This window comes from Pseudomonas sp. S3_C06 (assembly GCF_054667675.1).
Genome location: NZ_CP162747.1, coordinates 6,593,823 through 6,618,900, shown reverse-complemented (window position 1 = coordinate 6,618,900; position 25,078 = coordinate 6,593,823). Strand labels below are relative to the sequence as shown.

The 25,078-nt window shown below is 60.4% G+C and carries 25 protein-coding genes, 1 pseudogene and 1 riboswitch; of the genes and pseudogenes, 20 read left to right on the top strand and 6 right to left on the bottom strand.

The genetic code is table 11. The annotated features are described in order from the left end of the window. The 4 genes from AB4N44_RS29500 (at position 1) to AB4N44_RS29485 (ending at position 2,385) form a co-directional block, all read left to right on the top strand. Entirely contained in the window at positions 1-486 is a 486-nt protein-coding gene (locus AB4N44_RS29500) for a flavin reductase family protein (RefSeq protein ID WP_016984497.1), read from the top strand. 134 nt (positions 487-620) lie between these two features. Beyond that, positions 621-1,025: a carboxymuconolactone decarboxylase family protein gene (locus AB4N44_RS29495; protein WP_016984498.1), complete on the top strand. Its 405-nt coding sequence runs from the start codon at positions 621-623 to the stop codon at positions 1,023-1,025. A 42-nt stretch (positions 1,026-1,067) separates the two neighbouring features. Next, positions 1,068-1,820: a GntR family transcriptional regulator gene (locus tag AB4N44_RS29490; RefSeq protein ID WP_099758791.1), complete on the top strand. Its 753-nt coding sequence runs from the start codon at positions 1,068-1,070 to the stop codon at positions 1,818-1,820. A 1-nt stretch (position 1,821) separates the two neighbouring features. After that, positions 1,822-2,385: an NUDIX hydrolase gene (locus tag AB4N44_RS29485; RefSeq protein WP_460110861.1), complete on the top strand. Its 564-nt coding sequence runs from the start codon at positions 1,822-1,824 to the stop codon at positions 2,383-2,385. A gap of 154 nt (positions 2,386-2,539) precedes the next feature. Here the strand turns inward: AB4N44_RS29485 and AB4N44_RS29480 are convergent, their stop codons facing one another. Then, on the bottom strand, positions 2,540-2,836 hold the full coding sequence (locus AB4N44_RS29480; RefSeq protein ID WP_127926901.1) for a DUF1330 domain-containing protein: 297 nt from the start codon (positions 2,834-2,836) through the stop codon (positions 2,540-2,542). Between the two features lie 68 nt (positions 2,837-2,904). Between AB4N44_RS29480 and ribBA the strand changes: the two genes are divergently transcribed. The 5 genes from ribBA (at position 2,905) to AB4N44_RS29455 (ending at position 8,336) form a co-directional block, all read left to right on the top strand. Beyond that, the gene (ribBA, locus tag AB4N44_RS29475; RefSeq protein ID WP_095050094.1) at positions 2,905-4,014 is read left to right on the top strand and encodes a bifunctional 3,4-dihydroxy-2-butanone-4-phosphate synthase/GTP cyclohydrolase II; all 1,110 of its coding nucleotides are present in this window, start codon (positions 2,905-2,907) and stop codon (positions 4,012-4,014) included. A 364-nt stretch (positions 4,015-4,378) separates the two neighbouring features. After that, positions 4,379-5,404 (top strand): ABC transporter substrate-binding protein, encoded by a 1,026-nt coding sequence (locus AB4N44_RS29470; RefSeq protein ID WP_007918009.1) that lies wholly within the window; start codon positions 4,379-4,381, stop codon positions 5,402-5,404. After that, positions 5,401-6,348, top strand: a complete 948-nt coding sequence (locus AB4N44_RS29465) for an ABC transporter permease (RefSeq protein ID WP_460111665.1) — start codon at positions 5,401-5,403, stop codon at positions 6,346-6,348. Before AB4N44_RS29470 ends, AB4N44_RS29465 begins: the two co-directional genes overlap by 4 nt. 6 nt (positions 6,349-6,354) lie before the next feature. Next, the gene (locus AB4N44_RS29460; protein WP_007918021.1) at positions 6,355-7,164 is read left to right on the top strand and encodes an ABC transporter permease; all 810 of its coding nucleotides are present in this window, start codon (positions 6,355-6,357) and stop codon (positions 7,162-7,164) included. A gap of 17 nt (positions 7,165-7,181) precedes the next feature. After that, positions 7,182-8,336, top strand: a complete 1,155-nt coding sequence (locus AB4N44_RS29455; protein ID WP_460110864.1) for an ABC transporter ATP-binding protein — start codon at positions 7,182-7,184, stop codon at positions 8,334-8,336. A gap of 201 nt (positions 8,337-8,537) precedes the next feature. On the opposite strand, the gene map is transcribed toward AB4N44_RS29455, so the two are convergent. The 3 genes from map to AB4N44_RS29440 form a co-directional block, all read right to left on the bottom strand. Further along, positions 8,538-9,329 carry a type I methionyl aminopeptidase gene (map, locus tag AB4N44_RS29450; RefSeq protein ID WP_077573263.1) on the bottom strand — a complete coding sequence of 264 codons (792 nt, stop codon included), beginning with the start codon at positions 9,327-9,329 and terminating at the stop codon, positions 8,538-8,540. Then, positions 9,326-9,553, bottom strand: a complete 228-nt coding sequence (locus tag AB4N44_RS29445) for a ParD-like family protein (protein WP_007918027.1) — start codon at positions 9,551-9,553, stop codon at positions 9,326-9,328. The genes map and AB4N44_RS29445 overlap by 4 nt, the downstream gene beginning before the upstream one ends. A 64-nt stretch (positions 9,554-9,617) precedes the next feature. Continuing rightward, entirely contained in the window at positions 9,618-10,475 is an 858-nt protein-coding gene (locus AB4N44_RS29440) for a LysR substrate-binding domain-containing protein (protein ID WP_400751108.1), read from the bottom strand. A 109-nt stretch (positions 10,476-10,584) separates the two neighbouring features. Here AB4N44_RS29440 and phnD point away from each other — a divergent pair, with 109 nt between their 5' ends. From phnD to AB4N44_RS29385, 11 genes and pseudogenes are all read left to right on the top strand, one after another. Continuing rightward, entirely contained in the window at positions 10,585-11,451 is an 867-nt protein-coding gene (gene phnD / locus AB4N44_RS29435) for a phosphonate ABC transporter substrate-binding protein (RefSeq protein ID WP_460110867.1), read from the top strand. Then, positions 11,448-12,239, top strand: coding sequence for a phosphonate ABC transporter ATP-binding protein (phnC, locus tag AB4N44_RS29430; RefSeq protein WP_460110869.1), 792 nt, complete (start codon positions 11,448-11,450; stop codon positions 12,237-12,239). Before phnD ends, phnC begins: the two co-directional genes overlap by 4 nt. A 2-nt stretch (positions 12,240-12,241) precedes the next feature. After that, entirely contained in the window at positions 12,242-13,060 is an 819-nt protein-coding gene (gene phnE, locus AB4N44_RS29425; protein ID WP_127926891.1) for a phosphonate ABC transporter, permease protein PhnE, read from the top strand. Positions 13,061-13,170: 110 nt separating this feature from the next. Further along, entirely contained in the window at positions 13,171-14,262 is a 1,092-nt protein-coding gene (psrA, locus tag AB4N44_RS29420) for an iron-containing alcohol dehydrogenase PsrA (protein WP_460110871.1), read from the top strand. A gap of 131 nt (positions 14,263-14,393) precedes the next feature. After that, the gene (locus AB4N44_RS29415) at positions 14,394-15,689 is read left to right on the top strand and encodes an MFS transporter (protein ID WP_460110873.1); all 1,296 of its coding nucleotides are present in this window, start codon (positions 14,394-14,396) and stop codon (positions 15,687-15,689) included. 10 nt (positions 15,690-15,699) lie between these two features. Further along, the gene (locus AB4N44_RS29410; RefSeq protein WP_460110875.1) at positions 15,700-16,569 is read left to right on the top strand and encodes a LysR substrate-binding domain-containing protein; all 870 of its coding nucleotides are present in this window, start codon (positions 15,700-15,702) and stop codon (positions 16,567-16,569) included. 74 nt (positions 16,570-16,643) lie between these two features. Beyond that, positions 16,644-17,471 (top strand): phosphonoacetaldehyde hydrolase, encoded by an 828-nt coding sequence (gene phnX, locus AB4N44_RS29405; RefSeq protein WP_127926888.1) that lies wholly within the window; start codon positions 16,644-16,646, stop codon positions 17,469-17,471. Between the two features lie 350 nt (positions 17,472-17,821). Continuing rightward, a complete protein-coding gene (locus AB4N44_RS29400) occupies positions 17,822-18,757 on the top strand; it encodes a Ppx/GppA phosphatase family protein (RefSeq protein ID WP_460110877.1) in 936 nt (311 codons plus the stop codon). Positions 18,758-18,799: 42 nt separating this feature from the next. Then, positions 18,800-18,993: riboswitch (cobalamin riboswitch) on the top strand. Between the two features lie 143 nt (positions 18,994-19,136). After that, entirely contained in the window at positions 19,137-20,150 is a 1,014-nt protein-coding gene (locus AB4N44_RS29395; protein WP_460110879.1) for an ABC transporter substrate-binding protein, read from the top strand. Between the two features lie 8 nt (positions 20,151-20,158). Further along, positions 20,159-21,163, top strand: a complete 1,005-nt coding sequence (locus AB4N44_RS29390) for a FecCD family ABC transporter permease (RefSeq protein ID WP_177413900.1) — start codon at positions 20,159-20,161, stop codon at positions 21,161-21,163. Between the two features lie 92 nt (positions 21,164-21,255). Further along, positions 21,256-21,924, top strand: a pseudogene (locus AB4N44_RS29385) (ABC transporter ATP-binding protein); the annotation flags it as partial. Here the strand turns inward: AB4N44_RS29385 and AB4N44_RS29380 are convergent. Beyond that, positions 21,908-22,414: a GNAT family N-acetyltransferase gene (locus AB4N44_RS29380; RefSeq protein WP_460110883.1), complete on the bottom strand. Its 507-nt coding sequence runs from the start codon at positions 22,412-22,414 to the stop codon at positions 21,908-21,910. The pseudogene AB4N44_RS29385 and the gene AB4N44_RS29380 sit on opposite strands and share 17 nt — an antisense overlap. 204 nt (positions 22,415-22,618) lie before the next feature. After that, positions 22,619-24,907, bottom strand: coding sequence for a 5-methyltetrahydropteroyltriglutamate--homocysteine S-methyltransferase (gene metE, locus AB4N44_RS29375; RefSeq protein ID WP_460111667.1), 2,289 nt, complete (start codon positions 24,905-24,907; stop codon positions 22,619-22,621). Between the last annotated feature and the right edge of the window lie 171 nt (positions 24,908-25,078).

The following is a 25,078-nucleotide window of genomic DNA, read 5'->3' as shown; positions in this document are numbered from 1 at the left end:
ATGATCGAACCCGGCATTTACAAAGACGTCATGAGCTCGTTCCCGTCCGGCGTTACGGTGGTCACCACCGTTGACCCCGAAGGCGGCATCGTCGGCATCACCGCCAGTGCCTTCAGTGCGCTGTCGATTGACCCGGCGCTGGTGCTGTTCTGCCCCAACTATGCTTCCGACACCTACCCGGTGCTGCGTGACAGCAAGAAATTCGCGATCCATTTGCTGTCCGCTGACCAGACGGCTGAGGCCTATGCGTTTGCCGGTAAAGGCAAGGACAAGGCCAAAGACATCGAGTGGCATTTAAGCGAATTGGGTAACCCGATTCTGGCCAAGGCCACGGCGATCATCGAGTGCGAGTTGTGGCGGGAATACGATGGCGGCGATCACGCGATCATCGTTGGCGCGGTGAAGAACCTGATCCTGCCGGCGCAACCGGTGACGCCGATGATCTACCACAAAGGCAAGCTCGGCCCCCTGCCGACCCTGGCCTGACGGATTCACACAAAACCCTGTAGGAGTGAGCCTGCTCGCGATAGCGGTGGATCAGTCGACATCCATGTTGAATGTCAGTCCGCTATCGCGAGCAGGCTCACTCCTACAAGGGATTTGTGGTGACTGGAGGATTTATGAGTAATGAGAAGTATGAGAAAGGCCTGAAGATCCGCACTCAGGTGCTCGGCGAAGCCTATGTGCAGCGTTCAATCGACAACGCCGACGACTTCACCCGCCCACTCCAGGAAATGGTCACCGAATACTGCTGGGGCCATGTCTGGGGGCGCGAGGGGTTGTCGCTCAAGGAGCGCAGCATGATCAACCTGGCGATGATCTCGGCGCTCAACCGCCCGCATGAACTCAAGCTGCATGTGCGCGGCGCCTTGCGTAACGGCCTGAGTCGTGAGCAAATACGCGAAATTCTGCTTCAGGTCGGCATTTATTGCGGCGTTCCGGCAGCCGTGGACAGTTTCCGGCTGGCCCGTGAAGCCTTTGCCGAAGCCGACGCCGAAGCCTCAGTCAACCCCTCGGCTGTTTAGATGCCCGTCTGGCATGGACAGCCAACTTAAAGAGCGGACCCCATGAAACGCCAGCCACTCGACGACAGCTTCAAGGTCAATCGCAACCCCGTTACCCTGCGCGAAATCGTGCTGGATAAACTGCGTAGCGCGATCATGAATTTCCAGCTCATGCCAGGCGATCGTCTGGTCGAACGCGATCTGTGCGATCGCCTCGGCGTCAGCCGCACCTCCGTGCGCGAGGCCTTGCGTCACCTGGAATCCGAAGGCCTGGTCGAGTTCGCCGATGCCAAGGGCCCGCGCGTAGCAATCATCACCCTCGCCGATGCCGTCGATATCTACGAATTGCGTTGTGTACTGGAAGGTCTCATCGTCCAGCTGTTCACCCTGCGCGCCAAGGCCAAGGACATCAAAGCCCTGGAAAAGGCCCTCGACGACAACCGCAAGGCGCTCAAGGACGGCGAGCTGCAGCAGGTGATCGACTCGGTGCAAGGCTTCTACGACGTGCTGCTCGAAGGCTCGGGCAACCATGTCGCGGCGACTCAGTTGCGTCAGTTGCAGGCGCGCATCAGCTACCTGCGCGCGACCTCGGTTTCCCAGGAAAACCGTCGTGGCGCGAGTAACCACGAAATGGAAAAAATGGTCGAAGCGATCAAAAGCGGCGATCCGCTGGCGGCGCATCAGGCCTGTGTTGATCACGTTCGTGCCGCTGCTGCCGTGGCGCTCGACTATCTCAAGCGCAAACAGGAAGAGACCGGGGCTACCCCGCCAATCACCCTGCCGATCGCCTTGAAAGAACCCCGTATAGGTCACTGATATGTTCAGCCCGAGCTATTGCCCGAAATGCGGTGGCCCTGACCTCGGTCAGCAGATACCGGCGGGCGATACGCACGAGCGCCTGATGTGTCGCGGCTGCGGCTACATCCACTACGTCAATCCGAAGATCATCGCCGGCTGCATCATCGAGCAGGACGGCAAATACCTGTTGTGCCAACGCGCGATCCCACCGCGCCCGGGCACCTGGACGCTGCCGGCCGGTTTCATGGAAAGCGGCGAGACCACTGAGCAAGCCGCGCTGCGTGAAGTCTGGGAAGAAAGCGGTGTACGCGCGGAAATCGTCTCGCCGTACTCGATTTTCAGCGTGCCGAAGATCAGCGAGGTGTACATCATCTTCCGTGCGATCGCACTGGAGATCACCGGGCAGTACGGCCCCGAAACCATGGATTACAAATTCTTCGCGCCTGAAGAGATTCCGTGGGAACAGATCTATTACCCGGCGATCCGGCAGATTCTTGAGCGCTATATCGAAGAGCGCGAGGCTGGGGTGTACGGGATTTACATGGGCAATGACGACAGCGGCAAGATCCACTTCATCCGCTGACAACGCTTCGCTTTCTGCCTGATCGTTCCCACGCTCCGCGTGGGAATGCCTCTTCGGACGCTCCGCGTTCGGCTTTGAAAGGGACGCGGAGCGTCCGGGCTGCATTCCCACGCGGAGCGTGGGAACGATCAATACGGGGGTTTAGTGGTGTTGCTTAAACTGGGGCGATGCCTTCAACGATGATGATCTCCGCCCTCGCCCATTCTTCGCGATAACTTTTCGCCTCTTGGTACGCCGCCGAGTGGTAGCACGCCACGGCTTTCTCATAGCTTTCGAATTCGATCACCACGCTGCGCTGCGGCGTCTTGCGTCCTTCCATCGCCTCGCTGCGCCCGCCTCTGGCCAGAAACTTCGCGCCGTACGCGGCGAAGGCTGCCGGCGCGCGCTGGGTGTATTGGCTGTAGTGATCGGCATCGGCTATATCCACATGAGCTATCCAGTACGCCTTCATAGTGACCTCTTTGTTAATTTTGTATTATGGTATACCAATATATTTCCAACGAACCCTGAGAGTCCAGCATGGCCTTCAACAGCATCGAAGAAATCATCGAAGATTATCGTCTCGGCAAAATGGTCTTGCTGGTCGATGACGAAGACCGCGAAAACGAAGGCGACCTGTTGCTGGCCGCCGACCGTTGCACGCCCGAGGCCATCAGCTTCATGGCCCGTGAAGCGCGCGGGCTGATCTGCCTGACCTTGACTGACGAACATTGCCAGCGTTTGGGTCTGGAGCAAATGGTGCCGGCCAATGGCAGCGTGTTCAGCACCGCGTTTACCGTGTCGATCGAAGCGGCGGTTGGCGTGACCACCGGCATCTCCGCGGCGGATCGCGCCTGCACGGTTGCCGCCGCCGTCGCGCCGAATGCTCGCGCTGAAGATCTGGTGCAGCCCGGCCATATCTTCCCGTTGCGCGCCAAGGAAGGTGGCGTGCTGACTCGCGCGGGTCACACAGAAGCGGGTTGCGATCTGGCGCGTTTGGCCGGTTTCACTCCGGCCTCGGTGATTGTCGAGGTGATGAACGACGACGGCACCATGGCCCGTCGGCCAGATCTGGAAGTGTTCGCGCGCAAGCACGGGATCAAGATCGGCACCATCGCCGATCTGATCCACTACCGCCTGAGCACCGAACACACCATCGAACGGATTGGCGAACGCGAGCTGCCGACGGTGCATGGCACGTTCCGTTTGATCACGTTTGAGGATCGCATCGAGGGCGGCGTGCACATGGCGATGGTCATGGGCGATCTGCGCCGCGAAGAGCCGACGCTGGTGCGTGTGCATGTGATCGATCCGCTGCGGGATCTGGTTGGCGCGGAATATAGCGGGCCGACCAACTGGACGCTGTGGGCGGCACTGCAACGGGTTGCGGCTGAGGGACATGGGGTTGTTGTGGTGTTGGCCAATCATGAGTCGTCGCAGGCGTTGCTCGAGCGGGTGCCGCAATTGACCCAGCCGCCACGGCAGTTCAGCCGTTCGCAATCGCGGATTTATTCGGAAGTCGGGACTGGAGCGCAGATTTTGCAGAACCTTGGGGTTGGCAAACTGCGTCACCTGGGCCCTCCTCTGAAATACGCTGGCCTGACCGGGTATGACCTGGAGGTGGTTGAGAGTATTCCGTTCACTGAATAAAGCTGCCCTCACCCCAGCCCTCTCCCGGAGGGAGAGGGAGCTACCGAGTTGTTTAGTCGCTATACACCGACCTGAGATACCGAGCCGAACTCAGGTTTTGAACAGCCTCCGATCGGCCCCCTCTCCCGAAGGGAGAGGGCTGGGGTGAGGGGCTGGATCTAACATTCACAAAAAACATCCAAGCCGAACGCATCAAATAACCGCCCGGCCAGATAACCGGTAAGGCAAAGTGCTTGCACAAAGTTTGGAATACCATAATATGATATTCCATAGACCGGACACTCCAACGAACGTCCATCTACTGCTCCCGATAGGCGGGCAACAACGCAAGCCCGCTCAAAAACACAACAATGAGGGCGTGAACATGGTGTTGAACAAAGCTGCAACCGCGATCTTTTTTGCGGGACTGCTCAGCGTCACCGGCCAGGCTGCAATGGCTGCCGAAAGCGTGAATTTCGTCAGCTGGGGCGGAAGCACCCAGGATGCGCAGAAACAGGCCTGGGCCGATCCGTTCAGCAAGGCCAGCGGCATCACCGTCGTGCAGGATGGCCCGACCGACTACGGCAAACTCAAAGCCATGGTCGAGAGCGGCAACGTGCAGTGGGACGTGGTCGATGTCGAAGCCGACTTCGCCCTGCGCGCCGCGGCTGAAGGCCTGCTCGAACCCCTCGATTTCAAAGTGATTCAGCGCGACAAGATCGACCCGCGTTTCGTCAGCGATCACGGCGTCGGCTCGTTCTTCTTCTCCTTCGTCCTCGGCTACAACGAGGGCAAACTCGGCGCCAACAAGCCGCAGGACTGGAGCGCGCTGTTCGACACCAAGACCTACCCCGGCAAACGCGCCCTGTATAAATGGCCAAGCCCTGGCGTGCTCGAACTGGCGCTGCTGGCCGATGGCGTAGCGGCTGACAAGCTCTACCCGCTGGATCTGGATCGTGCTTTCAAAAAACTCGACACCATCAAGAAAGACATCGTCTGGTGGGGCGGCGGCGCGCAGTCGCAGCAACTGCTGGCGTCCGGTGAAGCGAGCATGGGCCAGTTCTGGAACGGCCGCATTCACGCCCTGCAAGAAGACGGCGCACCGGTCGGCGTGAGCTGGAAACAGAACCTGGTCATGGCCGACATTCTGGTCATCCCCAAAGGCTCGAAAAACAAGGACGCGGCGATGAAGTTTCTCGCCGCCGCCAGCAGCGCCAAGGGCCAGGCTGACTTCTCCAACCTGACCGCCTACGCCCCGGTCAACCTCGACAGTGTGGAGCGTCTGGATTCGACGCTGGCCCCCAACCTGCCGACTGCCTACGCTAAGGATCAGATCACTCTTGATTTCGCGTACTGGGCCAAAAACGGCCAGGCCATCGCGACACGGTGGAACGAATGGCTGGTCAAATGAAAATGGCGGCCACCGCGTCCCGTCCCTCCACTGCCACCGGGAGCGCCAACGGCGCTGCCGGTTCGGCCCACGGAACACAGGCGGTTGCGATGCAGCAAACCCTGTCCCTCAGACAACGCTGGCGCGGCGCCGGCAACCTCGCGCCGGCGCTGTTGTTCATCGGCCTGTTCTTTCTCGCGCCGTTGATTGGCCTGCTGTTGCGCGGCGTGCTCGAACCGACGCCTGGCCTTGGCAACTATGAACAACTGTTCGCCAACTCGGCGTATGCCCGGGTCCTGCTCAACACCTTCTCGGTAGCCGGGCTGGTGACGCTGTTCAGCTTGCTGCTGGGCTTTCCGCTGGCTTGGGCGATCACCCTGGTGCCGCGCGGCTGGGGACGCTGGATCCTCAATATCGTGCTGCTCTCGATGTGGACCAGCCTGCTCGCCCGCACCTATTCGTGGCTGGTGCTGCTGCAAGCGTCCGGCGTGATCAACAAAGCCTTGATGGCGATGGGCATCATCGATCAGCCGCTGGAGATGGTGCACAACCTCACCGGCGTGGTGATCGGCATGAGCTACATCATGATCCCGTTCATTGTGTTGCCATTGCAGGCGACCATGCAGGCCATCGACCCGATGATTCTGCAGGCCGGCTCGATTTGCGGTGCCAGTCCGTGGAGCAACTTCTTCCGGGTGTTCCTGCCGCTGTGCCGACCGGGTCTGGCCTCCGGTGGCTTGATGGTGTTCGTCATGTCGCTCGGTTACTACGTGACCCCGGCGCTGCTCGGCGGGGCGCAGAACATGATGCTGCCGGAGTTCATCATTCAGCAGGTGCAATCGTTCCTCAACTGGGGCCTGGCCAGTGCCGGCGCCGCGTTGCTGATCGCGATCACTTTGGTGCTGTTCTACTTCTACCTGAAGCTTCAGCCGGAATCCCCGGTTGGCGCCAGTAACGCGAGGTAAGCCGACATGCTCCTGACCCCCAATGCGATGAGCCGACGCATGCGCTTCGGCTTGTATGCAACCACCGGGCTGATCGGTCTGTTCCTGCTGTTGCCGATCGTGTTCATCGTGCTGCTGTCGTTCGGTTCATCGCAGTGGCTGGTATTCCCGCCGCCGGGCTGGACGCTGAAATGGTACGGCCAGTTCTTCTCCAACCCCGATTGGATGAACGCCGCCGCGGCCAGCCTCAAGGTTGCCGTGCTGACCACGATCTGCGCCGTGGCCCTCGGTCTGCCGACTGCATTTGCGCTGGTGCGCGGACGCTTTCCTGGCCGGGAAATGCTCTACGGTCTGTTCACCCTGCCGATGATCGTGCCGTTGGTGATCATTGCTGTGGCGGTGTACGCGCTGTTCCTCAAGCTCGGTTACACCGGGACCATGTTCGCCTTCGTGGTCAGCCATGTGATTGTCGCGTTGCCGTTCACCATCATCTCGATCATCAACTCGCTGAAGCTGTTCGATCAGTCTATTGAAGACGCGGCGGTGATCTGCGGTGCTTCACGCCTGCAAGCGGTGTTCAAGGTAACGTTCCCGGCGATTCGTCCGGGCATGGTCGCCGGCGCCCTCTTCGCCTTTCTGGTTTCGTGGGACGAAGTGGTGCTCAGCGTGATGATGGCCAGCCCGACCCTGCAAACCCTTCCCGTGAAAATGTGGACCACTTTGCGCCAGGACCTGACGCCAGTGATCGCCGTCGCTTCGACGCTGCTGATCGGCTTGTCGGTGTTGGTCATGGTCATCGCCGCCGCATTGCGCCGGCGCAACGAAATCAGCGCCTGAGCGCCCAGGAGTACGACATGAGTGCCGTGATCAAAGACGCCTCCCAGCAGAACGACAAACCCCTGGTCAGCCTGCGCAATCTGAACAAACACTACGGCGACTTTGCCGCCGTCGACAACATCTCGCTGGACATCAAGGACGGAGAATTCCTCACCTTCCTCGGCTCCAGCGGCTCAGGCAAAAGCACCACGCTGTCGATGCTCGCCGGGTTTGAAACGCCGAGCAGCGGCGAGATCCTCGTCAACGGTCAGTCGCTGGTGAATGTGCCGCCGCACAAGCGTGACATCGGCATGGTGTTCCAGCGCTATTCGCTGTTCCCGCATCTGTCGGTGCGCGACAACATTGCCTTTCCTTTGGCGATTCGCAAACTGGCGGCGGCTGAACGTGAGAAGCGCGTCGATGCGATGTTGAAACTGGTGCAGCTTGAGCAGTTCGCCCATCGCCGCCCTTCGCAACTGTCTGGCGGCCAGCAACAACGTGTCGCCATTGCCCGTGCCTTGGTTTACGAGCCGCGCATTTTGTTGATGGACGAACCGCTCGGTGCTTTGGATAAAAAGCTGCGTGAAGATCTGCAGGATGAGTTGCGCCAATTGCACCGTCGTCTGGGCATCACCATTGTTTACGTGACCCACGACCAGGAAGAAGCCATGCGTTTGTCGCAACGCATTGCGATTTTCAGTCACGGCAAGATTGTTGGTCTGGGTAGCGGTTATGACCTGTATCAGAATCCGCCGAATGCGTTTGTCGCGTCGTTTCTGGGCAATTCGAACTTCCTCAAGCTCAAGGCGCAGGGCAATGCGGCGGCTTCGTTTGAAGGACAGTCATTGTCGATTCGCCTGACCGCTGGGTTGCACAGCGATCAGGATGTTTTGCTGATGGTGCGGCCGGAAAAGGCACTGGCGTTGAGCGTGGCGCAGGCGATTAGCGAACCGTTGCCGTCGGGTTGGAATGAGGTTTCAGCGAAGGTTGTGGAAGTGCTATTTCTGGGTGAGAGCCAGACTTGCAGCGTGGTCACCTCAGGCGGCACATCAATGACAGTGAAAGCATTGTCCGCCGCCGGCATGCCGCTCAAGGCTGGCGATCCGGTGCAAGTGCGCTGGGCCACCGCTGATGCCTGCGTCTACACCGAATGGACCGAAAGCGACCTCAACAAAGCCGCCGGCTCCCACTGAAATCGTGTTGTCTGTGATATCTACCCCCTCACCCCAGCCCTCTCCCCCAGGGGGGCGAGGGGGAAAGGGAGCCGATCGGGGGCTTTTCAGGACCTGAGTTCGACTCAGGACTTTCAAGTCGATGTATAACGCCAAAACAACCCGGTCAGTCCCCTCTCCCTCTGGGAGAGGGCTAGGGTGAGGGAAACAGTCGACGCGGTATCAGACAATAGCGCGGTAGCCTTCGATTTCGTCCGGCCACGCCGTGAGGATTTCGAAGCCCGTCTCCGTCACCGCCACCATATGCTCCCACTGCGCTGACAACGAGCCATCCTTGGTCAGCACCGTCCAGCCATCCGGCATGTTTTTCACATGGCGCTTGCCAGCATTGAGCATCGGCTCCACGGTAAAAATCATCCCGGCCTTGAGCTTCATGCCCTGATTGGGAAAGCCGTAATGCAGAATCTGCGGCTCATCGTGATAAACCTTGCCAATCCCGTGCCCGCAATACTCGCGCACCACGCTGAAGCCTTCTTTCTCCGCCAGCGTCTGGATCGCATGGCCGATATCACCCAGCGTCGCACCTGGTTTCACCACACGAATACCCGCGCACATCGCGTCATAAGTGGTCTTGATCAGGTGCTGCGCTTCAGGCGTCGCCTCACCGACCACGTACATGCGACTGGTGTCGCCGAACCAGCCATCCTTGATCACCGCGATGTCGAGGTTGACGATGTCACCATCCTTCAACGGCGTCCCCGATGGGATGCCATGACACACCACATCGTTGACCGAGGCGCACACGGTTTTCGGAAAACCGTGATAACCGACGTTGGCCGGCACTGCTTTTTGCACATTGACGATGTAGTCGTTGCACAGTTGATCGAGCTGATCAGTGGTGACGCCGGCCTTGACGTGTGGCACTAGCATCGCCAGCACTTCAGCGGCGAGTTTGCCGGCAGCGCGAGATTGCGCGATGTCGGCCGGGGTGTTGATCTTGATCTGGTTTCTCATGCGCTGACGGCTTCCTGAGTCAGTTGTTGCAGGTCGAGCCCGCCATTTTGTTCGGCGCGGATCAGCAAGCGGCAAATGGCGCTGTGGTCGAGGTTGGGGTGCAGTTCGGCGAGCATGCCGATACGCATCCAGTGCTCGGCTTGCGCGTTGATCGAGCGGCTGAGGGCGTTGCTGGAAATACGCAGGTTCTCGTGCATGTCCTCTGAAATCTTTACGATGCCCATATATGAATCCGATACGATGTGTATATGGAACGTATATTAGCCAAGCCTTATGCGAAATTGCAAATCAACCCAGCGCCGCGTCGAAAAACGATGAGATGAGCCGACTGGAACGCCGCTCGGCCAGACAATACAAATACGTTTCCGTAAACAGCTCCTCGCCTTCGATTCTGATCGTGCGTATTTTGGGGTCAGCAATAAACTCCGCTTCCGACACCACACCCAACCCCAACCCACGCACCACCGCTTCCCGCAACGCCTCACGACTGCCGATTTCCATGGCGATGCGCGGTTTGACCTGCGCCGCATTCAGCGCCTGCTCCAGAACCAGCCGCGTGGTCGAGCCGGGTTCGCGCTGCAGCAGGCGCTGCCCTTCCAATTCCTCCAGACGCACGCTGCCGCGATTGGCCAGCGGATGCTCATGGTGGGCAAAGAGGATGATCGCGTGCCGCGCATAACGTACCGAACACAACGCCGGATCGTCCTGACGCCCGGCCAGCACGGCGATGTCGGTGACGTAATTTTCCAGATCCGATAACACTTGCGCCGAGTTACCGACGCGGATCGACACGTCGATATTCGGATGCTGTTGCAGGTAACTGTCGACCATTTCGATCACATGAAACGGCCCCACCGCACCGACCTTGAGCTGGCCGCTGTCGAGCCGCCCGGAGTCGCGCAGCAGGTTGTGCGCTTCGAGTTCCAGCAAGGCTAGCCGTTGCGCGATCGGCAGCAACTGCCGCCCGACATCCGACAATTCAATCCGCCGCCCACGCCGATGAAACAGTTCGACGTTGTGCTGTCGCTCCAGACTTTGCACTTGCGTGGTCAGTGTCGGTTGGCTCAGCCCCGACGCCCGCGCCCCGGCACTGAAACTGCCGTGGCGGGCGACGGCGAGAAAGGCCCGCAATTTGGCGCTCGACATCCATAGACTCCATCAATAGTTAGCTGCGGTTTCGCATATTGAATTGATTGAATGACTGTCACGTGACAGACCTAGCCTGTGGCAACTCCCAACCACACCGTGGAATGCCATGAAAACAATTAACCAGTTTCTACGTGTCGCCAGCCTTGCCGTACTTGCCCTGAGTGCCAGTCAGGTGTGGGCCAAGGACAAACTGACCATTGGCCTGATCCCCTCCGAAGACTCCCAGGCAATGATCGAATCGAGCAAACAGGTACTCGACGATCTGCAAGCCAAAATCGGCATGCCGGTGGTGCCGTTCGTGGCCACCGACTACAACGGCATCATCGAAGCGCTGCGTTCGGGCAAACTCGACGTCGCCTACCTCGGGCCGTTCTCTTACGTGCTGGCGACCTCGGTGGCGGACGTCGAAGCGTTCTCGGTGGCGGTGACCAAGAAGACCGGCCAGAGCGCTTACAAAAGCGTGATTCTGGCGCGCAAGGACAGCGGTATTCATACGCTGGCCGACCTCAAGGGCCATACGTTCGCGTTCGTCGACCCGAGTTCGGCCTCCGGTCATCTGTTCCCGAAAGCAGGTCTGGAGCAGGCAGGATTTGCGCCGGACACGCTGTTCAAACGAGTGATCTTTTCGGGCTCCCACGACGCCAGCATCCTTGCGGTCGAGAACAAGAAAGTCGACGCCGCCGCCGTGGCTGACCGCATCTTCGCCAGCGCCGTGGCCAAAGGCGTGGTCAAGCAGGATGACTTCGAAATTGTCTGGAGTTCCAAGCCGATTCCCGAATCGCCGATGGTCTGGCGCAAGGCGCTTGATCCGGAATTGAAGAAAAAAGTCGCCGACGCACTGGCTTCGATCAATGACGTGCCGTGGGGTGATCAGGGCGTGCTCAATGGTTTCCAGCCGACCACCGACGCGTCGTATGACGTGGTGCGCGAAACCGCCAAGGTGCTCGATCTCGATTTGCGGAGCATGAAATGATCAGCATCCGCCAACTGACCAAACACTACGGCAGCAACCCGGTATTGCGCGGCATCGACCTTGAAGTCGCTGCGGGCGAATTCGTCGTGGTGCTCGGTCAATCAGGCGCCGGTAAATCGACCTTGCTGCGTTGCATCAATCGTCTGGCGCAGGCCGACAGCGGCACGCTGAGCGTGGCCGGCATCGACGCCCTCTCCTGCCCTGACACCAGCGTTTTGCGCCGTGAAGTGGCGATGATTTTTCAGCACCACAACGTCGTGCCACGCCTGAGTGTGCTGAAGAACGTGCTGACCGGTCGCCTCGGTTCCGTCGGTACCCTCGCCTCGATTCTGCAACTGTTCCGCCGTGACGATGTGGCGCTGGCAATGCAATGCCTGGAGCGCGTCGAACTGGCGCACAAGGCCGGCGAACGCACCGATTCATTGTCCGGCGGGCAGAAGCAGCGCGTCGGCATCGCCCGCGCCTTGGCGCAACGACCGCAGGTGATTCTGGCCGATGAACCGATCGCCAGCCTCGACCCGAAAACCGCGCGACTGGTGTTGCAGTATCTGCGCGATGCCACTCGCGAGCTGGGCATCACCGTGCTGTGCAACCTGCATCAGGTCGAATACGCCCGCGAGTTTGGCGACCGCGTGGTCGGCCTCGCTCACGGCAGCCTGGTGTTCGATGGCAAAGCGTCGAGCATGACCGAAGCGGATCTGGCGCGAATCTATCCGGGGCAACCCACAGAGTTCTCCGCTGACATCCCGACGCCCACCCTGTCCTACCGCGCTGCCTCGAGGGCCTGAACATGCAATCGCAAAACTACCAGTGGGTCGGCGATCGTCCCCGTGGCCCACGCAGTTGGCTGACCACCGGCGCCGTCGTCCTGATCGTGCTGTGGACGCTGAACTGGAGCGCTCAGGGCGCGCAGCTCAGCCTTGGTGAACTGGCAGCGGGATTGCCGCAGATCGGTGATTTCCTTTCGCGCACCTTCCCACCGGATCTGAGCATTCTTCCGCGTCTGCTCGCGCCAGCGGTGGAAACCTTGCAGATCGCCATTTGGGGCACCCTGCTCGGCGTGTTGCTGGCGATTCCGCTATCCTTCCTCGCCGCGCGCAATCTGAGCCGCAATCGCTGGGTGTTTCACGCCACCCGTCAGGCGCTGAATTTCACCCGTAGCATCAACGAACTGATCCTCGCGCTGATCTTCGTCTCGGCGGTCGGGCTCGGGCCGTTCCCCGGTGTATTGGCGCTGGCGCTGCATGGCCTGGGCATGCTCGGCAAGTTCTTCGCCGAGAGCATCGAAGAGATCGACCAAGGCCCGATTGAAGCGCTGCAAGCGACCGGTGCGCGGCCGTTGCAGGTGATCGTGTTTGGCGTCCTGCCACAGGTCATCACGGCGTGGATTGCCGTGATTCTCTATCGCTTCGAGGTCAATCTGCGCTCGGCCACGGTGCTGGGAATGGTCGGCGCCGGCGGCCTGGGTTTCGAACTGGTGAGCAGCCTGAAGTTGTTCAAATACCAGGAAACCGCGACTTGCATCATCGTCATTACCTTCATGGTGATCGTCGCCGACGCCATCTCCAGTCGCCTGCGCGCGGCGATCCAGAGCGGTTCGGCACACTGACGTCGAGCGGCTATCGGCTGAGCCGATTCAAACCTGCGAATTATCGATTTGAGCCGTTGTCGACGGGCGCTGAGTATGGCGCCACACGACAACAACAATAAGGATCCACCATGACTGCCCGCTTCCAGAACCCCGTCGATACCCGTTTCGGCTGGGGCAGCCTGCAAGACCTCGCTGCCATTACCGACCAGCAAACCGTGGCCCTCGTCACCTTCCCTGAGGCCCGTAGCCTGGGGCTGGTCGATCGCCTGCAAGCCTTGCTCGGTGAGCGGCTGGTCTACGTGTTCGAAGACGTTCAGCCCAACCCCGACGTCGCCCATCTGCGCAACACCTACGAGCATTTCTGGCAGCACGCCGCTGCTTGCGACGTGGTGCTCGCGGTCGGTGGCGGCAGCGCCATCGATACCGCCAAGGCGTTGATCGTCGGCACCGAATCCGGCCGTTTCGATGAACTGTTGAGCCTGCTGTCGATCGGCAAACCGTTCACCCCGGCCCGTTGCAAACAACTGATCGCCGCACCAACCACCGCCGGCACCGGCAGCGAAGTCACCCCGTGGGCGACGATCTGGGACAGCGCCAGCCAGAAGAAATATTCGCTGCACCTGGACTGCACCTGGCCACGGGTGGCGATCATTGACCCGCAACTGATGCTCACCGTACCGGCCGGCGTGACCGTTTCCACCGGTCTCGATGCGCTGTCCCATGCGTTGGAGGCGATCTGGAACGTGAACGCCAATCCGGTCTCCGACACCTTCGCCATTTCTGCGATTGAAGACATTCTCGAATGCTTGCCGCGTCTGCAAAAAGATCTGTCGAGCCAAGAGTTGCGCACGCGCATGGCACTGGCCGCACTCAAGGCCGGGCTGGCGTTTTCCAACACCAAAACCGCGCTGGCGCATTCGATTTCCTATGAGATGACCTTACGCCATGGTTTGCCCCACGGCATCGCCTGCTCTTTCACCCTGCCGTTAGTGCTCGGCCTGGCCTGGGGTCATGACGCAACGCGTGACCGCATCCTGCAACGGGTATTCGGCGAAGATCTGCTCACTGCGCAACAGCAATTGCGCGAGTTCCTGCACAGCCTCGGGGTAAAGACCGAGTTTGCCGATTACGGCGTCTCGGCCAAGGATGCCGAAGACATCATCCACCTCGCGATGCAGGGCGCGCGCGGCAAGAACTTCATCGGTTCACAAGCCGCCTGACCTCGCCCGCAACCTGAACGACCCAAGCACAGCCGGCGGCGTACAACGCCGCGGTGATTTCCTGCCGCACCGAAAAAGAGTGCACCCGCCGACGACAACCGACGGGAACCGACAACAATAAGGAAAAGATCATGAATCGTGCCGAAACAATGCCTGGTCTCGCCGTCCGTTCTGCCTCGTTCCGGGTCGCGCAGTGGCGCATGCTGCTGGCGGCGATGTTCTGTTACCTGTTTTTCTACACCGGGCGGCAGACCTTCGGTTTTGCCATTCCGGGCATTCAGGCTGAATTTGGCTTGAGCAAGGAAACCCTCGGCTGGGCCTCTGCGGCGATGCTCTGGGCCTACGCCATTGGCCAGGCCATCAACGGCAACCTCGCCGACAAGTTCGGTGGCCGGCGGATCATGACGCTGGGTGCGGTGTTGTCCTGCGGTGCCAACTGGGTGACCAGTTTCGCCAGCGGTTTCACCAGCCTGATTCTGCCGTGGGGCGTCAACGGCTACTTTCAGGCCTTGGGCTGGGCGCCGGGCGGTCGGTTGATTGCCAATTGGTGGGCGGCGGGCGAGCGCGGCAAGGTCTATGGCTTCTACACTTTCGCCGCCGGTTGCGCGTCGATTCTGTCGTACGTCACCTCTATCGTTGTGCTTGAAGTGCTGCAACTGGAATGGCGCTGGATCTTCCGTTTGCCGGTGCTGCTAATGCTCGCCGGCGGGATCATTTTCTATCTGGTTGCCCGCGAACGGCCGCAGGATATGGGTTTCGAACCGGTGGGCGATACCGGTGTGGCCAACGCTGACGACAAGCATCAGGAAGCCGCGCAGGGCGAAGTCGAGTCCTCGGCCCAACGCTACAAAGCCGTGCTGAAAAATCCCCGGCTGCTGATCGCCGCGCTGTCACTGGGTTTTCAGAACGCTGCACGCTACGGCTTGATCGTCTGGGTGCCGGTGCACTTTCTCGGCGCTGACTGGAAAAGTGGTGACGGCATGATCGATCCGAAATGGATCACTGTCGCCCTCCCCGTCGGCATGGCGGTCGGTGCACTGAGCAACGGCTGGGTGTCGGACAAACTGTTCGGCTCCAAGCGGTATCTGGCGATCATGCTCTACATGTTCCTCGGCGCCGCCACCAGCCTGTGGATGTGGAGCCTGCCGCCACACAGCATCATCGGCCTGGTCGCGTTGTTCCTTTGCGGCTTCTTCGTCTACGGCCCAGCGTCGAGTTTCTGGGCGCTGTGCCCGGATCTGGTCGGTGCCAAACGCGCCGGTACGGCGACCGGGATCATGAACTTTTCCTCCTACCTGTTCGCCGGATTGGCCGAGCCACTGATCGGGCGTCTGCTTGACACCACGGCAAATACGTCTCTGATCTTCATAGTGGTCACCAGCGCCTGCCTGTGCAGTGCGGCAGTGGCCTTGTTCATCCGACGCTGACGGGGCTTGCATGTACCAGTATCACAAGTGGTTGCGTTCGTTTCATGCGGTGGCCAAGACCGGCAGCTTCACCCTCGCGGCGGAGTACCTCTGCGTCGGTCAGCCGACCGTCAGCGAGCAGGTCAACGCGCTGGAGAAAACCTTCTCGGTCGAGCTGTTCCATCGCCGTGGACGCTACATCGAGATGAGCGCCGCCGGGCACAAGCTCTACGCGATCACTCAAGGTCTGTTCGGCCAGGAAGATGAAGCGGTGCAACTGCTGCAGAGCTTCAAGCAACGCAAAAACGGCATGCTGCGCCTCGGCGCGGTGTCGCCGCCGATCGCGATGAACCTGACCTACGAGCTGATGCAGCGACATCCGGACATTGAACTGGAAACCTCGTTTTCCTCGGAAAAGGACACCCTGGCGCGGCTGTTCAACTTCGACATCGACGTGGCGATTCTGGCGCTGTCGGAATTCGATGAGCGCTTCCACACGCGGCTGTATCACCGCTATCCGATCATTGCCGTGGTGCGCGATGACCATCCGTGGGCCAGCCAGTCGCAGGTTCACATCAACGAAATCAGCCGAGAAAAATGGGTGATGCGCGAGCAAAGTGCGCGCACCCGCCAACTGGTGGAAGAAAGCTGCAAGCGCCTCGATATCGAGCTCAATTGCGTCATGCAACTCAACAGCCGCGAAGCCATCGTGCACGCCATCGTCAAGGGCATCGGCATCGGGTTTGTCTCGGCCGTCGAGTACGCCGAAACACCCGGCACCACGCCGATCACCTTTGTCGACCACCCGTTCTTTATCGAATACCACCTGTGCTGCCTCGGCATCCGCAGGAACCGGCCAGTGATTGCCGAACTGTTTGATGCGAATCCACCGCTGACCTGATCAGCACTGCCCCTTGAACCGCCTACCTCATTACCGAGGGACGGCCCACGCTTACCTGAAAACGGAGATTGACCATGCAGTACCAACAACCGACTCACCTGCAAGCCGCGATCCTTGACTGGGCCGGCACCGTTGTCGATTTCGGCTCGTTTGCGCCGACGCAGATTTTTGTCGAGGCCTTTGCCGAGTTCGGCGTTGCCGTGTCGCTGGAAGAAGCGCGCGGGCCGATGGGCATGGGCAAGTGGGATCACATCCGCACGCTGTGCAACTTGCCACAGATTGCCGAGCGTTATCGTGCAGCATTCGACCGCGTGCCGAGCGATGACGATGTGACGGCGATCTACGAGCGCTTCATGCCGTTGCAAATCGAGAAAATCGCCCTGCATTCGGCGCTGATTCCGGGCGCGCTCGAGGCGATTGCCGCGTTGCGCGACAAGGGCTTGAAAATCGGTTCGTGCTCCGGTTATCCGGCGGTGGTGATGGCCAAGGTCGTCGAACTGGCGCGGGAAAATGGCTACGTCGCTGACCATGTCGTCGCCACCGATGAAGTGCCGAATGGCCGCCCGCATCCGGCGCAGGCACTGGCTAACGTGATTGCCTTGGGCATCGATGATGTGGCCGCGTGCGTCAAGGTTGATGACACCTGGCCCGGAATTCTTGAAGGGCGTAGCGCGGGGATGTGGACGGTGGCGTTGACCTGTTCCGGCAACGCGCTGGGCCTGAGCTATGAGCAATACAAGGCATTGCCGTCGGATCGACTGGCGGAAGAACGTGCGCGGATCGGCAAGATGTTCGCCCCCTCGCGCCCGCATTATCTGATCGACACCATCGCCGAGTTGCCCGAGGTAATCGAAGACATCAATGCGCGTCTGGCCCGGGGCGAAACCCCGCAAGCCTGCTGAGTAGCCCCTACCCCTGATCGTTCCCACGCTCTGCGTGGGAATGCAGCCCGTGACGCTCCGCGTCACTGGACGCGGAGCGTCCCTAGAGGCATTACCACGCGGAGCGTGGGAACGATCAGTTCGCGGCATTGCCAAATCGCAGGCAAAAAAAAGCTGCCAAAACTGGCAGCAAAAACTTTAAGAACACGCGATGTATTGGCCTCAGCATAGACGCCGGATAATGACAGTGTCATGACAGCCGCACATTCATTCGACCGCCCCGCCCCCCGTCATCAGGATGTCATCAAGATCACGGCAGAATCCTCGCAAACCGTCTTGAGCCTCGCGACGGATGCATTGCAAGGATTCCCATGAAAGACGACGCCTCGCTGTTTGCCGCCATCGACCTGGGTTCGAACGCCTTTCGCCTGATGATCGGCCAGTCAGTGCGCAGTCGAAAGGGCTTGCAGATTCAGGAAGTGAAAACCCTGCGTGAACCCGTGCGTCTCGCCGAAGGTTTTGATGGTGGTGCGCTGGATGCGTTGGCACTGGATCGCGGCTGGCAGGCATTGGCGCGGTTCGGCAAGAAGCTGCGCGGTTTCGAGGCCGGCCGGGTTCGCGCGGTGGCGACCAGCGCAGTGCGCGAGGCCGACAATGCGCAACTGTTTCTGGCCAGTGCCGAGCGGCATCTGGGCTTTCCCATCGACGTCATTTGCGGCCATGAAGAGGCGCGGCTGGTCTACGCCGGCGTGACCCACGCCTTGCCAAGCGCTGAAGACCTGCGCCTGGTGGTCGATATCGGCGGCGGTTCCACCGAGCTGATCCTCGGCCAAGGCTCACAACCATTGCTCACCGAAAGCATCGCCATCGGCAGTGGCACCTTGAGCACGCGCTTCTTTCGCGGCGGTGACGTGTCCGCCGGTGCCCTACAGGAGGCCGAACGCTTTGCCATCCTGCAGTTTGAAAAGGTTGCCCGACGCTATCGCGCTCAGGGCTGGCAGCAAACCATCGGTTCGTCCGGCACCGCGCGCATGCTGGCCAAAGTGCTCAAGGCCAATCGCCTCAACGACTACGGTCAGGACGGTATCACCTACGGCGGACTGCTGCGCCTGTCGTTGCTTCTGCTGAAGGTGAACAACGTGCAACAGCTCAAGCTCGCCGGCCTGCAAGCGCATCGCCAAAGCATTCTGCCCGGCGGTCTGGTGTTGATGCTGGCGGCGTTCAAGGTGTTCGGCATCGCGCAAATGCTGCCCTCCGAACCGGGCCTGCGTTTAGGCGTGTTGCACGGTTTGATGAGCCAGCACTAATCCTCGTCACGGCAGATTCGTCTCCCCTTCAGCGGCTCGATCGACTACCATGCCGCCGCCGGTTCCCGAACGGGACTAACAGGGAATCCGAGGTGCTTGCTCAGCACTGATCGGAACTGCCCCCGCAACTGTAGATGCCGAGCCTGCTCCACGACTGCCACTGGGTGAATCCCGGGAAGGCCGGAGCCAGGCGATGACGCATCAGTCAGGAGACCTGCCGGCACAGTGATTACTAACCGGCGGGGTGTCCGGGAAGGACATCGTGCCGTGCGCGTCTTCGTTGGCTGCCCGGCCTTGCGCTGTTTTCCTGACTGCGTTCGATGGTGTGTTTCCAATCCGTACTCTCCCGCTCCCGTACGGTTCCCCTGGAGACTGCCCCATGCTGCTGCCCCGCGTTGCCACCCTGATCACCGGCCTGAGCTTTGGCGCCATGGCGCATGCGGCACCGACGGTCTATCCGCTGACGGTCGAAAACTGCGGCAGCACCCTGACCTTCCAGCACGCACCGACGCGCACCGTGACCATCGGCCAGGCCGGCACGGAAATGCTCTACGCCATGGGCCTGGGCGACAAAGTCGTCGGCACCTCGTTGTGGTTCAACAATGTGCTGGCCAAATACAAAGCCCAGGACGACAAGATCGAGCGTTTGGCTGACAACGAGCCAAGTTTCGAATCGGTGATCGGCAAGCGCCCGGAACTGGTCGCCGTGGAGCTGGAATGGATGGTCGGCCCGCAAGGCGCGGTCGGCACTCGCGAGCAATTTCATGAACTGAAGATTCCGACCTACCTGCTGCCTTCCGATTGCGAAGCCAAGGACAACCTCGTCGGCGCCGATGGCACGCGACTGGCGCCGTTTCGCATCGAGACGATTTACAAAAGCGTGAGCCAACTGGCGCAGATCTTCGATGTTCAGGAGCGTGGCCAGCAGCTCAACGACGAGCTCAAAGCCAGCCTCGCCAAATCGATTGCCACAGCCCAAGGCAAACAGCTGAAGGATGCCAGCGCGCTGGTCTGGTTTTCCAGCGCACAAATGGACATCGAGCCGTTCGTGGCCGGGCACAAAGGCGTTCCCGATTTCATGCTCAGCACCCTCGGCGTGCGTAACGTGGTGGCGTCCGATGAAGAGTGGCCAACGGTCGGCTGGGAAACCATCGCCAAGGCTAATCCAACCTTTCTCGTCATCGCGCGCATGGACCGTCGACGCTTCCCCGCCGACGACTATGAAAAGAAACTCGCCTTCCTGCGCACTGACCCGGTGACGCGCAACATGGACGCGGTGAAGCACAACCGCATCATCATTCTTGACGCCATGGCCATGCAGGCGAGCCTGCGCATGTTCGATGGCATCGAGCAATTGGCCACGGCCATCAACGGCAATGACCTGTCGCAATGAGTGCCAGTCTGATCCGTACGCTGCTGGCCTTGGTGACACTGTTGATTGCAGTGGTCGCTGGTGTGGCCATCGGCGAAACCTCGATTGAACCGGGCGTGGTCGTGCAAGTGCTGGCGAACAAATTGTGGGGCGCCGGGTACGCGCTGGATCCTATCGACGAAGGCATCGTCTGGAACTACCGCCTGACCCGCGCACTGGTCGCGGCTGCATGCGGTGCCGGTCTGGCGACGTGCGGGGTGATTTTGCAGTCGCTGTTGCGCAACCCGCTGGCCGATCCTTATCTGCTGGGGATTTCTGCCGGCGCCTCGACCGGGGCGGTGATGGTGGCGTTACTCGGTGTTGGCGCCGGGATCATCTCGTTGTCAGTCGGCGCATTTGCCGGCGCAGTCACGGCGTTCGTGCTGGTGATTGTACTGGCGCGAGTCAGCGGTTCGGCCAGCGGCACCGGGCAGATCATTCTTGCCGGGATCGCCGGCTCGCAGCTGTTCAACGCGCTCACGGCGTTTTTGATCACCCGCTCGGCCAGCTCTGAACAGGCGCGCGGCATCATGTTCTGGCTGTTGGGCAATCTCGGCGGCGTGCGCTGGCCTTCGGTGTGGCTGGCGGTGCCGGTGGCCGTGTTGGGGTTGGTTGTGTGTCTGTGGCATCGGCGGGCGCTGGATGCGTTTACCTTTGGTGCGGATTCGGCGGCATCCCTCGGCATTCCGGTGCGACGTGTGCAGATTCTGCTGATTGGCTGCGCGGCACTGGTGACGGCGGTGATGGTGTCGATTGTCGGTTCGATCGGTTTTGTCGGGTTGGTGATTCCCCACGCCGCGCGGCTGTTGCTCGGCACCGGGCATGCGCGCTTGTTGCCGGCCAGTGCGTTGGGCGGCGCAGTGTTTCTGATTGCCGCTGATGTGCTGTCGCGCACGTTGATCAAGGGCCAGGTGATTCCGGTCGGGGTGATTACCGCGCTGGTCGGCGCGCCGGTGTTTGCCTTGATTCTGGTAGGCCGCAGGTCCGCTCGATGAATAGTGTTTTGAGTTGTTCTGGTCTGAGCTTCAGAGTGCGCGGCGCCGAGTTGCTCAGCGGTGTCAGCCTTGAAGTTCAGCGCGGCGAAACCCTCGGCATCGTCGGGCCGAATGGATCCGGCAAATCCACCCTGCTCAAACTGCTGGCCGGGCTGCGTGAACCGAGCGCTGGCGAGGTGCTGCTCGAAGGTCAGCACCTGGGCAAAATGGCCCGGCGCAGCATTGCGCAAAAGCTTGCGGTGGTCGAGCAACAGGCCGACACCGACGACGGCATTCGCGTGTTCGATGCGGTGGCGCTGGGGCGTACGCCTTGGCTGTCGGCGCTGCAACCGTGGTCCGCGGCCGACGACGCCATTGTTCAGCAGGCGCTGACCGACGTCGACGCGATGCACCTGCGCACCCGTCTCTGGCGCAGCCTGTCCGGTGGTGAGCGACAACGGGTACACATCGCTCGGGCCCTGGCGCAGCGACCGCAAATCCTGTTGCTGGACGAACCGGCCAACCACCTCGACATTCAGCATCAGCTGACCATTCTCAACGTGGTGCAGGCGTTGCCGGTGACCACGCTGATCGCCTTGCATGATCTTAATCAGGCGTTGAAATGCGATCGTCTGGCGGTGCTGGAGCGCGGGCGACTGGTGGCGCTGGGCGCGCCGCTGGAAGTGCTGACACCGCAGCGGTTACAAGACACTTTCGGGGTCAGGGCGCACTATCTGACAGATCCGTTTGATGGGGCGCAGATTCTCAGATTTCACTCATGACGTTGTGCATGTGCGTGGTCTGCCACACCGGGTCAGCGTCGACGTCAATAATCTCGAAACCCTGCCGCTGCCAGAACTCGATGGCCCCCGGCAGAAACGGATGGGTGTGCAGGTAGATCACCCCGACTCCGTCGGCGAGTGCCAGGTCTTTGAGTGATCGATACAACGCCGCGGCCAACCCGGAACGCCGTTGTGAAGGCACGACGAACAGGCGCACGATTTCCACTACCTTGCGGCCGGGATAATCAAGGTTCGGGAAGCGCCGGTCGTAAGGGAGATAGCCGATGGAGGCAACGATCTGCCCTTCGTGACGAGCAATCAGAAAGCGCCCTTCCCCACGCAGATAAACCTCGGCAAAACGCGCCAGATCGTCAGGCATGCCGGTCGCGTTGAGCTTGGGGAAAAGCTCGGCACGGGCCTTGAAGACAAAATCCAGCACGGCAGGAATGTCGGCGTCGGAAACAGCTTGAATAAAGGGGTGATGTTTCATGTAGCGAAAGCGCCTGGACTGCGGCTGGCCACAGTAGCAACAACAGGTCCCGCGAAGCCATCCAATCTCATGACTTGCACAAAACCCTGTGGGAGCGAGCCTGCTCGCGAAGGCGGCAGATCATCCAACAATGATGTTGACTGACAGGACGCTTTCGCGAGCAGGCTCGCTCCCACAGGTGTTGTGTTTCATGCCGGGTGAGGGTTACGCCAACTCTTTACGCAGCTGCCGGGCGGCGGTGACCATGTGCACCAGCGCCGCTTCCGTCTCCGGCCAGCCACGGGTTTTCAAACCGCAATCCGGGTTGACCCATAGCCGCTCAGCCGGAATCCGCTTGGCGGCCTTGCGCAGCAGATTAGCCATTTCCGCAGCATCCGGGATGCGTGGCGAGTGAATGTCGTAAACGCCCGGGCCGATGTCGTTCGGGTAAGCGAAGGCTTCGAAGGCATCCAGCAATTCCATGTCGGAACGCGAGGTTTCGATGGTGATCACGTCGGCATCCATCGCCGCGATGGATTCGATCACATCGTTGAACTCGCTGTAGCACATGTGCGTGTGGATCTGCGTTTCGTCGCGCACACCAGAGGCGCACAGGCGGAACACCTCAGTCGCCCAGTCCAGATAATGCTGCCACTGCGCCTGACGCAAAGGCAGACCTTCACGGAACGCGGCTTCGTCGATCTGCACGATCTTGATGCCAGCGGCTTCCAGATCGACCACTTCGTCGCGAATCGCCAGCGCCAGTTGCCGCGCCTGCACTTCACGGCTGACGTCTTCACGGGGGAACGACCACATCAGCATGGTCACCGGGCCGGTCAGCATGCCTTTCATGACCTTGTCGGTGAGGCCTTGGGCGTAGCGGATCCACTCGACAGTCATGGCTTTCGGACGGCTGAGGTCGCCGAAGATCACCGCCGGTTTCACGCAACGCGAACCGTAACTTTGTACCCAGCCGAAACGGGTGAACACATAGCCGTCCAGTTGTTCGGCGAAATATTCGACCATGTCGTTGCGCTCGGCTTCGCCGTGTACCAGCACATCGAGGCCCAGACGTTCCTGGATTTCCACGGCGTGGCGGATCTCGCTGTACATGGCCTCGGTGTATTCGGCTTCGCTCAACTTGCCTTGTTTGAACGACTGACGAGCGAGGCGAATCGACGCGGTTTGCGGAAACGAACCGATGGTCGTGGTCGGGAACAGCGGCAGATCCAGACCGGCACGCTGCTTGGCGATGCGCTGGGCGAACAGCGATTGACGCTGGCTGTCCTTGGCTGTAACCGCGGCGACACGGGCCTGAACGGCCGGTTTGTGAATGCGCGGGGAAGCTGCACGTGCAGCCTGCACCGAGCGGCTTTCAGTCAATGCACGCAGCACTTTCGGCGCTTCGGGCTCATTGACGGCATGCGCCAGAATCGCCACTTCTTCGCACTTCTGCACAGCGAAGGCCAACCAGCTTTTCAATTCGGCGTCGAGCTTGTCTTCGCGGCCCAGATCCACCGGGCTGTGCAGCAGCGAGCAGGACGGCGCCACCCACAAGCGATCACCCAAACGTTCATGGGCATGCTGCAACGTCGCCAAGGCATTTTCCAGATCGCAGCGCCAGACGTTACGGCCATTGACCACGCCCAAGGACAACACTTTATAGGCTGGCAGACGATCAAGAATGGTCGGGTACTGCTCCGGCGCGCGCACCAGATCAATGTGCAAACCGTCGACCGGCAGGTTCGCCGCCAGACCAAGATTTTCTTCCAGACCACCAAAGTAAGTAGCGAGCAGTTTTTTCAACGGATCACGCTGAATCTGGTTGTAGGCACGCTCGAAAGCGTTCTTCCATTCCTGTGGCAGGTCGAGCACCAGAATCGGCTCGTCGATCTGCACCCACTCGACGCCTTGGGCGGCGAGACGCGCGAAGATCTGCCCGTACAACGGCAGCAGGCGATCAAGCAATTCCAGCTTGTCGAACTCGGCACCTTTGGCCTTGCCCAACCACAGATACGTCATCGGGCCGATGATCACCGGTTTGACGTTGTGGCCCTGCGCGCGGGCTTCTTCGACTTCTTCGAAGAGTTGATCCCAGCCCAACTGGAACTGCTGATCAGCACTGAATTCAGGGACCAGGTAGTGATAGTTGGTGTCGAACCACTTGGTCATTTCCTGGGCGTGCGCACCGCCGCAGCAGCTGTCGCTGACGCCACGGGCCATGGCGAACAGGGTTTGCAGATTGGCTTTGCCATCGTGCGGGCGGAAGCGCTCAGGGATTACGCCAAACATCAGCGAGTGCGTCAGCACCTGGTCATACCAAGCGAAATCGCCGACCGGGAGCAATTCGATGCCGGCGTTTTTCTGCAAATCCCAGTGAGCCTTGCGCAGCTCACGGCCAACATCACGCAGGCCGGCCTCGTTCAGTTCTCCTTTCCAGAACGCCTCTTGCGCTTTCTTCAGTTCGCGGTCGCGACCGATGCGCGGAAATCCAAGGGAATGGGCCAGTGCCATAACAAACAACTCCAATGTCTTGTTGATGGCGGCCATTGTCGGCATCGGTCATTATTGAGACAAACTCATTTTAATCTTGATCAACACAAGTTTCCCTCATGATCAAATGATCGCAGTCTGTCTCCTGAAAATACTGCTGAGGTGAGAATGCTTGGGACGGCTGAACGTTTT

Coding starts and splice junctions, on each gene's coding strand:
- AB4N44_RS29465 (WP_460111665.1), top strand. CDS start 5,401: ATGAAAATGGCGGCCACCGCGTCCCGTCCCTCCACTGCCACCGGGAGC.
- psrA (WP_460110871.1), top strand. CDS start 13,171: ATGACTGCCCGCTTCCAGAACCCCGTCGATACCCGTTTCGGCTGGGGC.
- phnX (WP_127926888.1), top strand. CDS start 16,644: ATGCAGTACCAACAACCGACTCACCTGCAAGCCGCGATCCTTGACTGG.
- AB4N44_RS29410 (WP_460110875.1), top strand. CDS start 15,700: ATGTACCAGTATCACAAGTGGTTGCGTTCGTTTCATGCGGTGGCCAAG.
- phnC (WP_460110869.1), top strand. CDS start 11,448: ATGATCAGCATCCGCCAACTGACCAAACACTACGGCAGCAACCCGGTA.
- ribBA (WP_095050094.1), top strand. CDS start 2,905: ATGGCCTTCAACAGCATCGAAGAAATCATCGAAGATTATCGTCTCGGC.
- AB4N44_RS29440 (WP_400751108.1), bottom strand. CDS start 10,475: ATGTCGAGCGCCAAATTGCGGGCCTTTCTCGCCGTCGCCCGCCACGGC.
- AB4N44_RS29495 (WP_016984498.1), top strand. CDS start 621: ATGAGTAATGAGAAGTATGAGAAAGGCCTGAAGATCCGCACTCAGGTG.
- AB4N44_RS29470 (WP_007918009.1), top strand. CDS start 4,379: ATGGTGTTGAACAAAGCTGCAACCGCGATCTTTTTTGCGGGACTGCTC.
- metE (WP_460111667.1), bottom strand. CDS start 24,907: ATGGCACTGGCCCATTCCCTTGGATTTCCGCGCATCGGTCGCGACCGC.
- AB4N44_RS29380 (WP_460110883.1), bottom strand. CDS start 22,414: ATGAAACATCACCCCTTTATTCAAGCTGTTTCCGACGCCGACATTCCT.
- AB4N44_RS29460 (WP_007918021.1), top strand. CDS start 6,355: ATGCTCCTGACCCCCAATGCGATGAGCCGACGCATGCGCTTCGGCTTG.
- AB4N44_RS29485 (WP_460110861.1), top strand. CDS start 1,822: ATGTTCAGCCCGAGCTATTGCCCGAAATGCGGTGGCCCTGACCTCGGT.
- AB4N44_RS29490 (WP_099758791.1), top strand. CDS start 1,068: ATGAAACGCCAGCCACTCGACGACAGCTTCAAGGTCAATCGCAACCCC.
- AB4N44_RS29395 (WP_460110879.1), top strand. CDS start 19,137: ATGCTGCTGCCCCGCGTTGCCACCCTGATCACCGGCCTGAGCTTTGGC.
- map (WP_077573263.1), bottom strand. CDS start 9,329: ATGAGAAACCAGATCAAGATCAACACCCCGGCCGACATCGCGCAATCT.
- AB4N44_RS29455 (WP_460110864.1), top strand. CDS start 7,182: ATGAGTGCCGTGATCAAAGACGCCTCCCAGCAGAACGACAAACCCCTG.
- AB4N44_RS29480 (WP_127926901.1), bottom strand. CDS start 2,836: ATGAAGGCGTACTGGATAGCTCATGTGGATATAGCCGATGCCGATCAC.
- phnE (WP_127926891.1), top strand. CDS start 12,242: ATGCAATCGCAAAACTACCAGTGGGTCGGCGATCGTCCCCGTGGCCCA.
- phnD (WP_460110867.1), top strand. CDS start 10,585: ATGAAAACAATTAACCAGTTTCTACGTGTCGCCAGCCTTGCCGTACTT.
- AB4N44_RS29415 (WP_460110873.1), top strand. CDS start 14,394: ATGAATCGTGCCGAAACAATGCCTGGTCTCGCCGTCCGTTCTGCCTCG.
- AB4N44_RS29400 (WP_460110877.1), top strand. CDS start 17,822: ATGAAAGACGACGCCTCGCTGTTTGCCGCCATCGACCTGGGTTCGAAC.
- AB4N44_RS29500 (WP_016984497.1), top strand. CDS start 1: ATGATCGAACCCGGCATTTACAAAGACGTCATGAGCTCGTTCCCGTCC.
- AB4N44_RS29445 (WP_007918027.1), bottom strand. CDS start 9,553: ATGGGCATCGTAAAGATTTCAGAGGACATGCACGAGAACCTGCGTATT.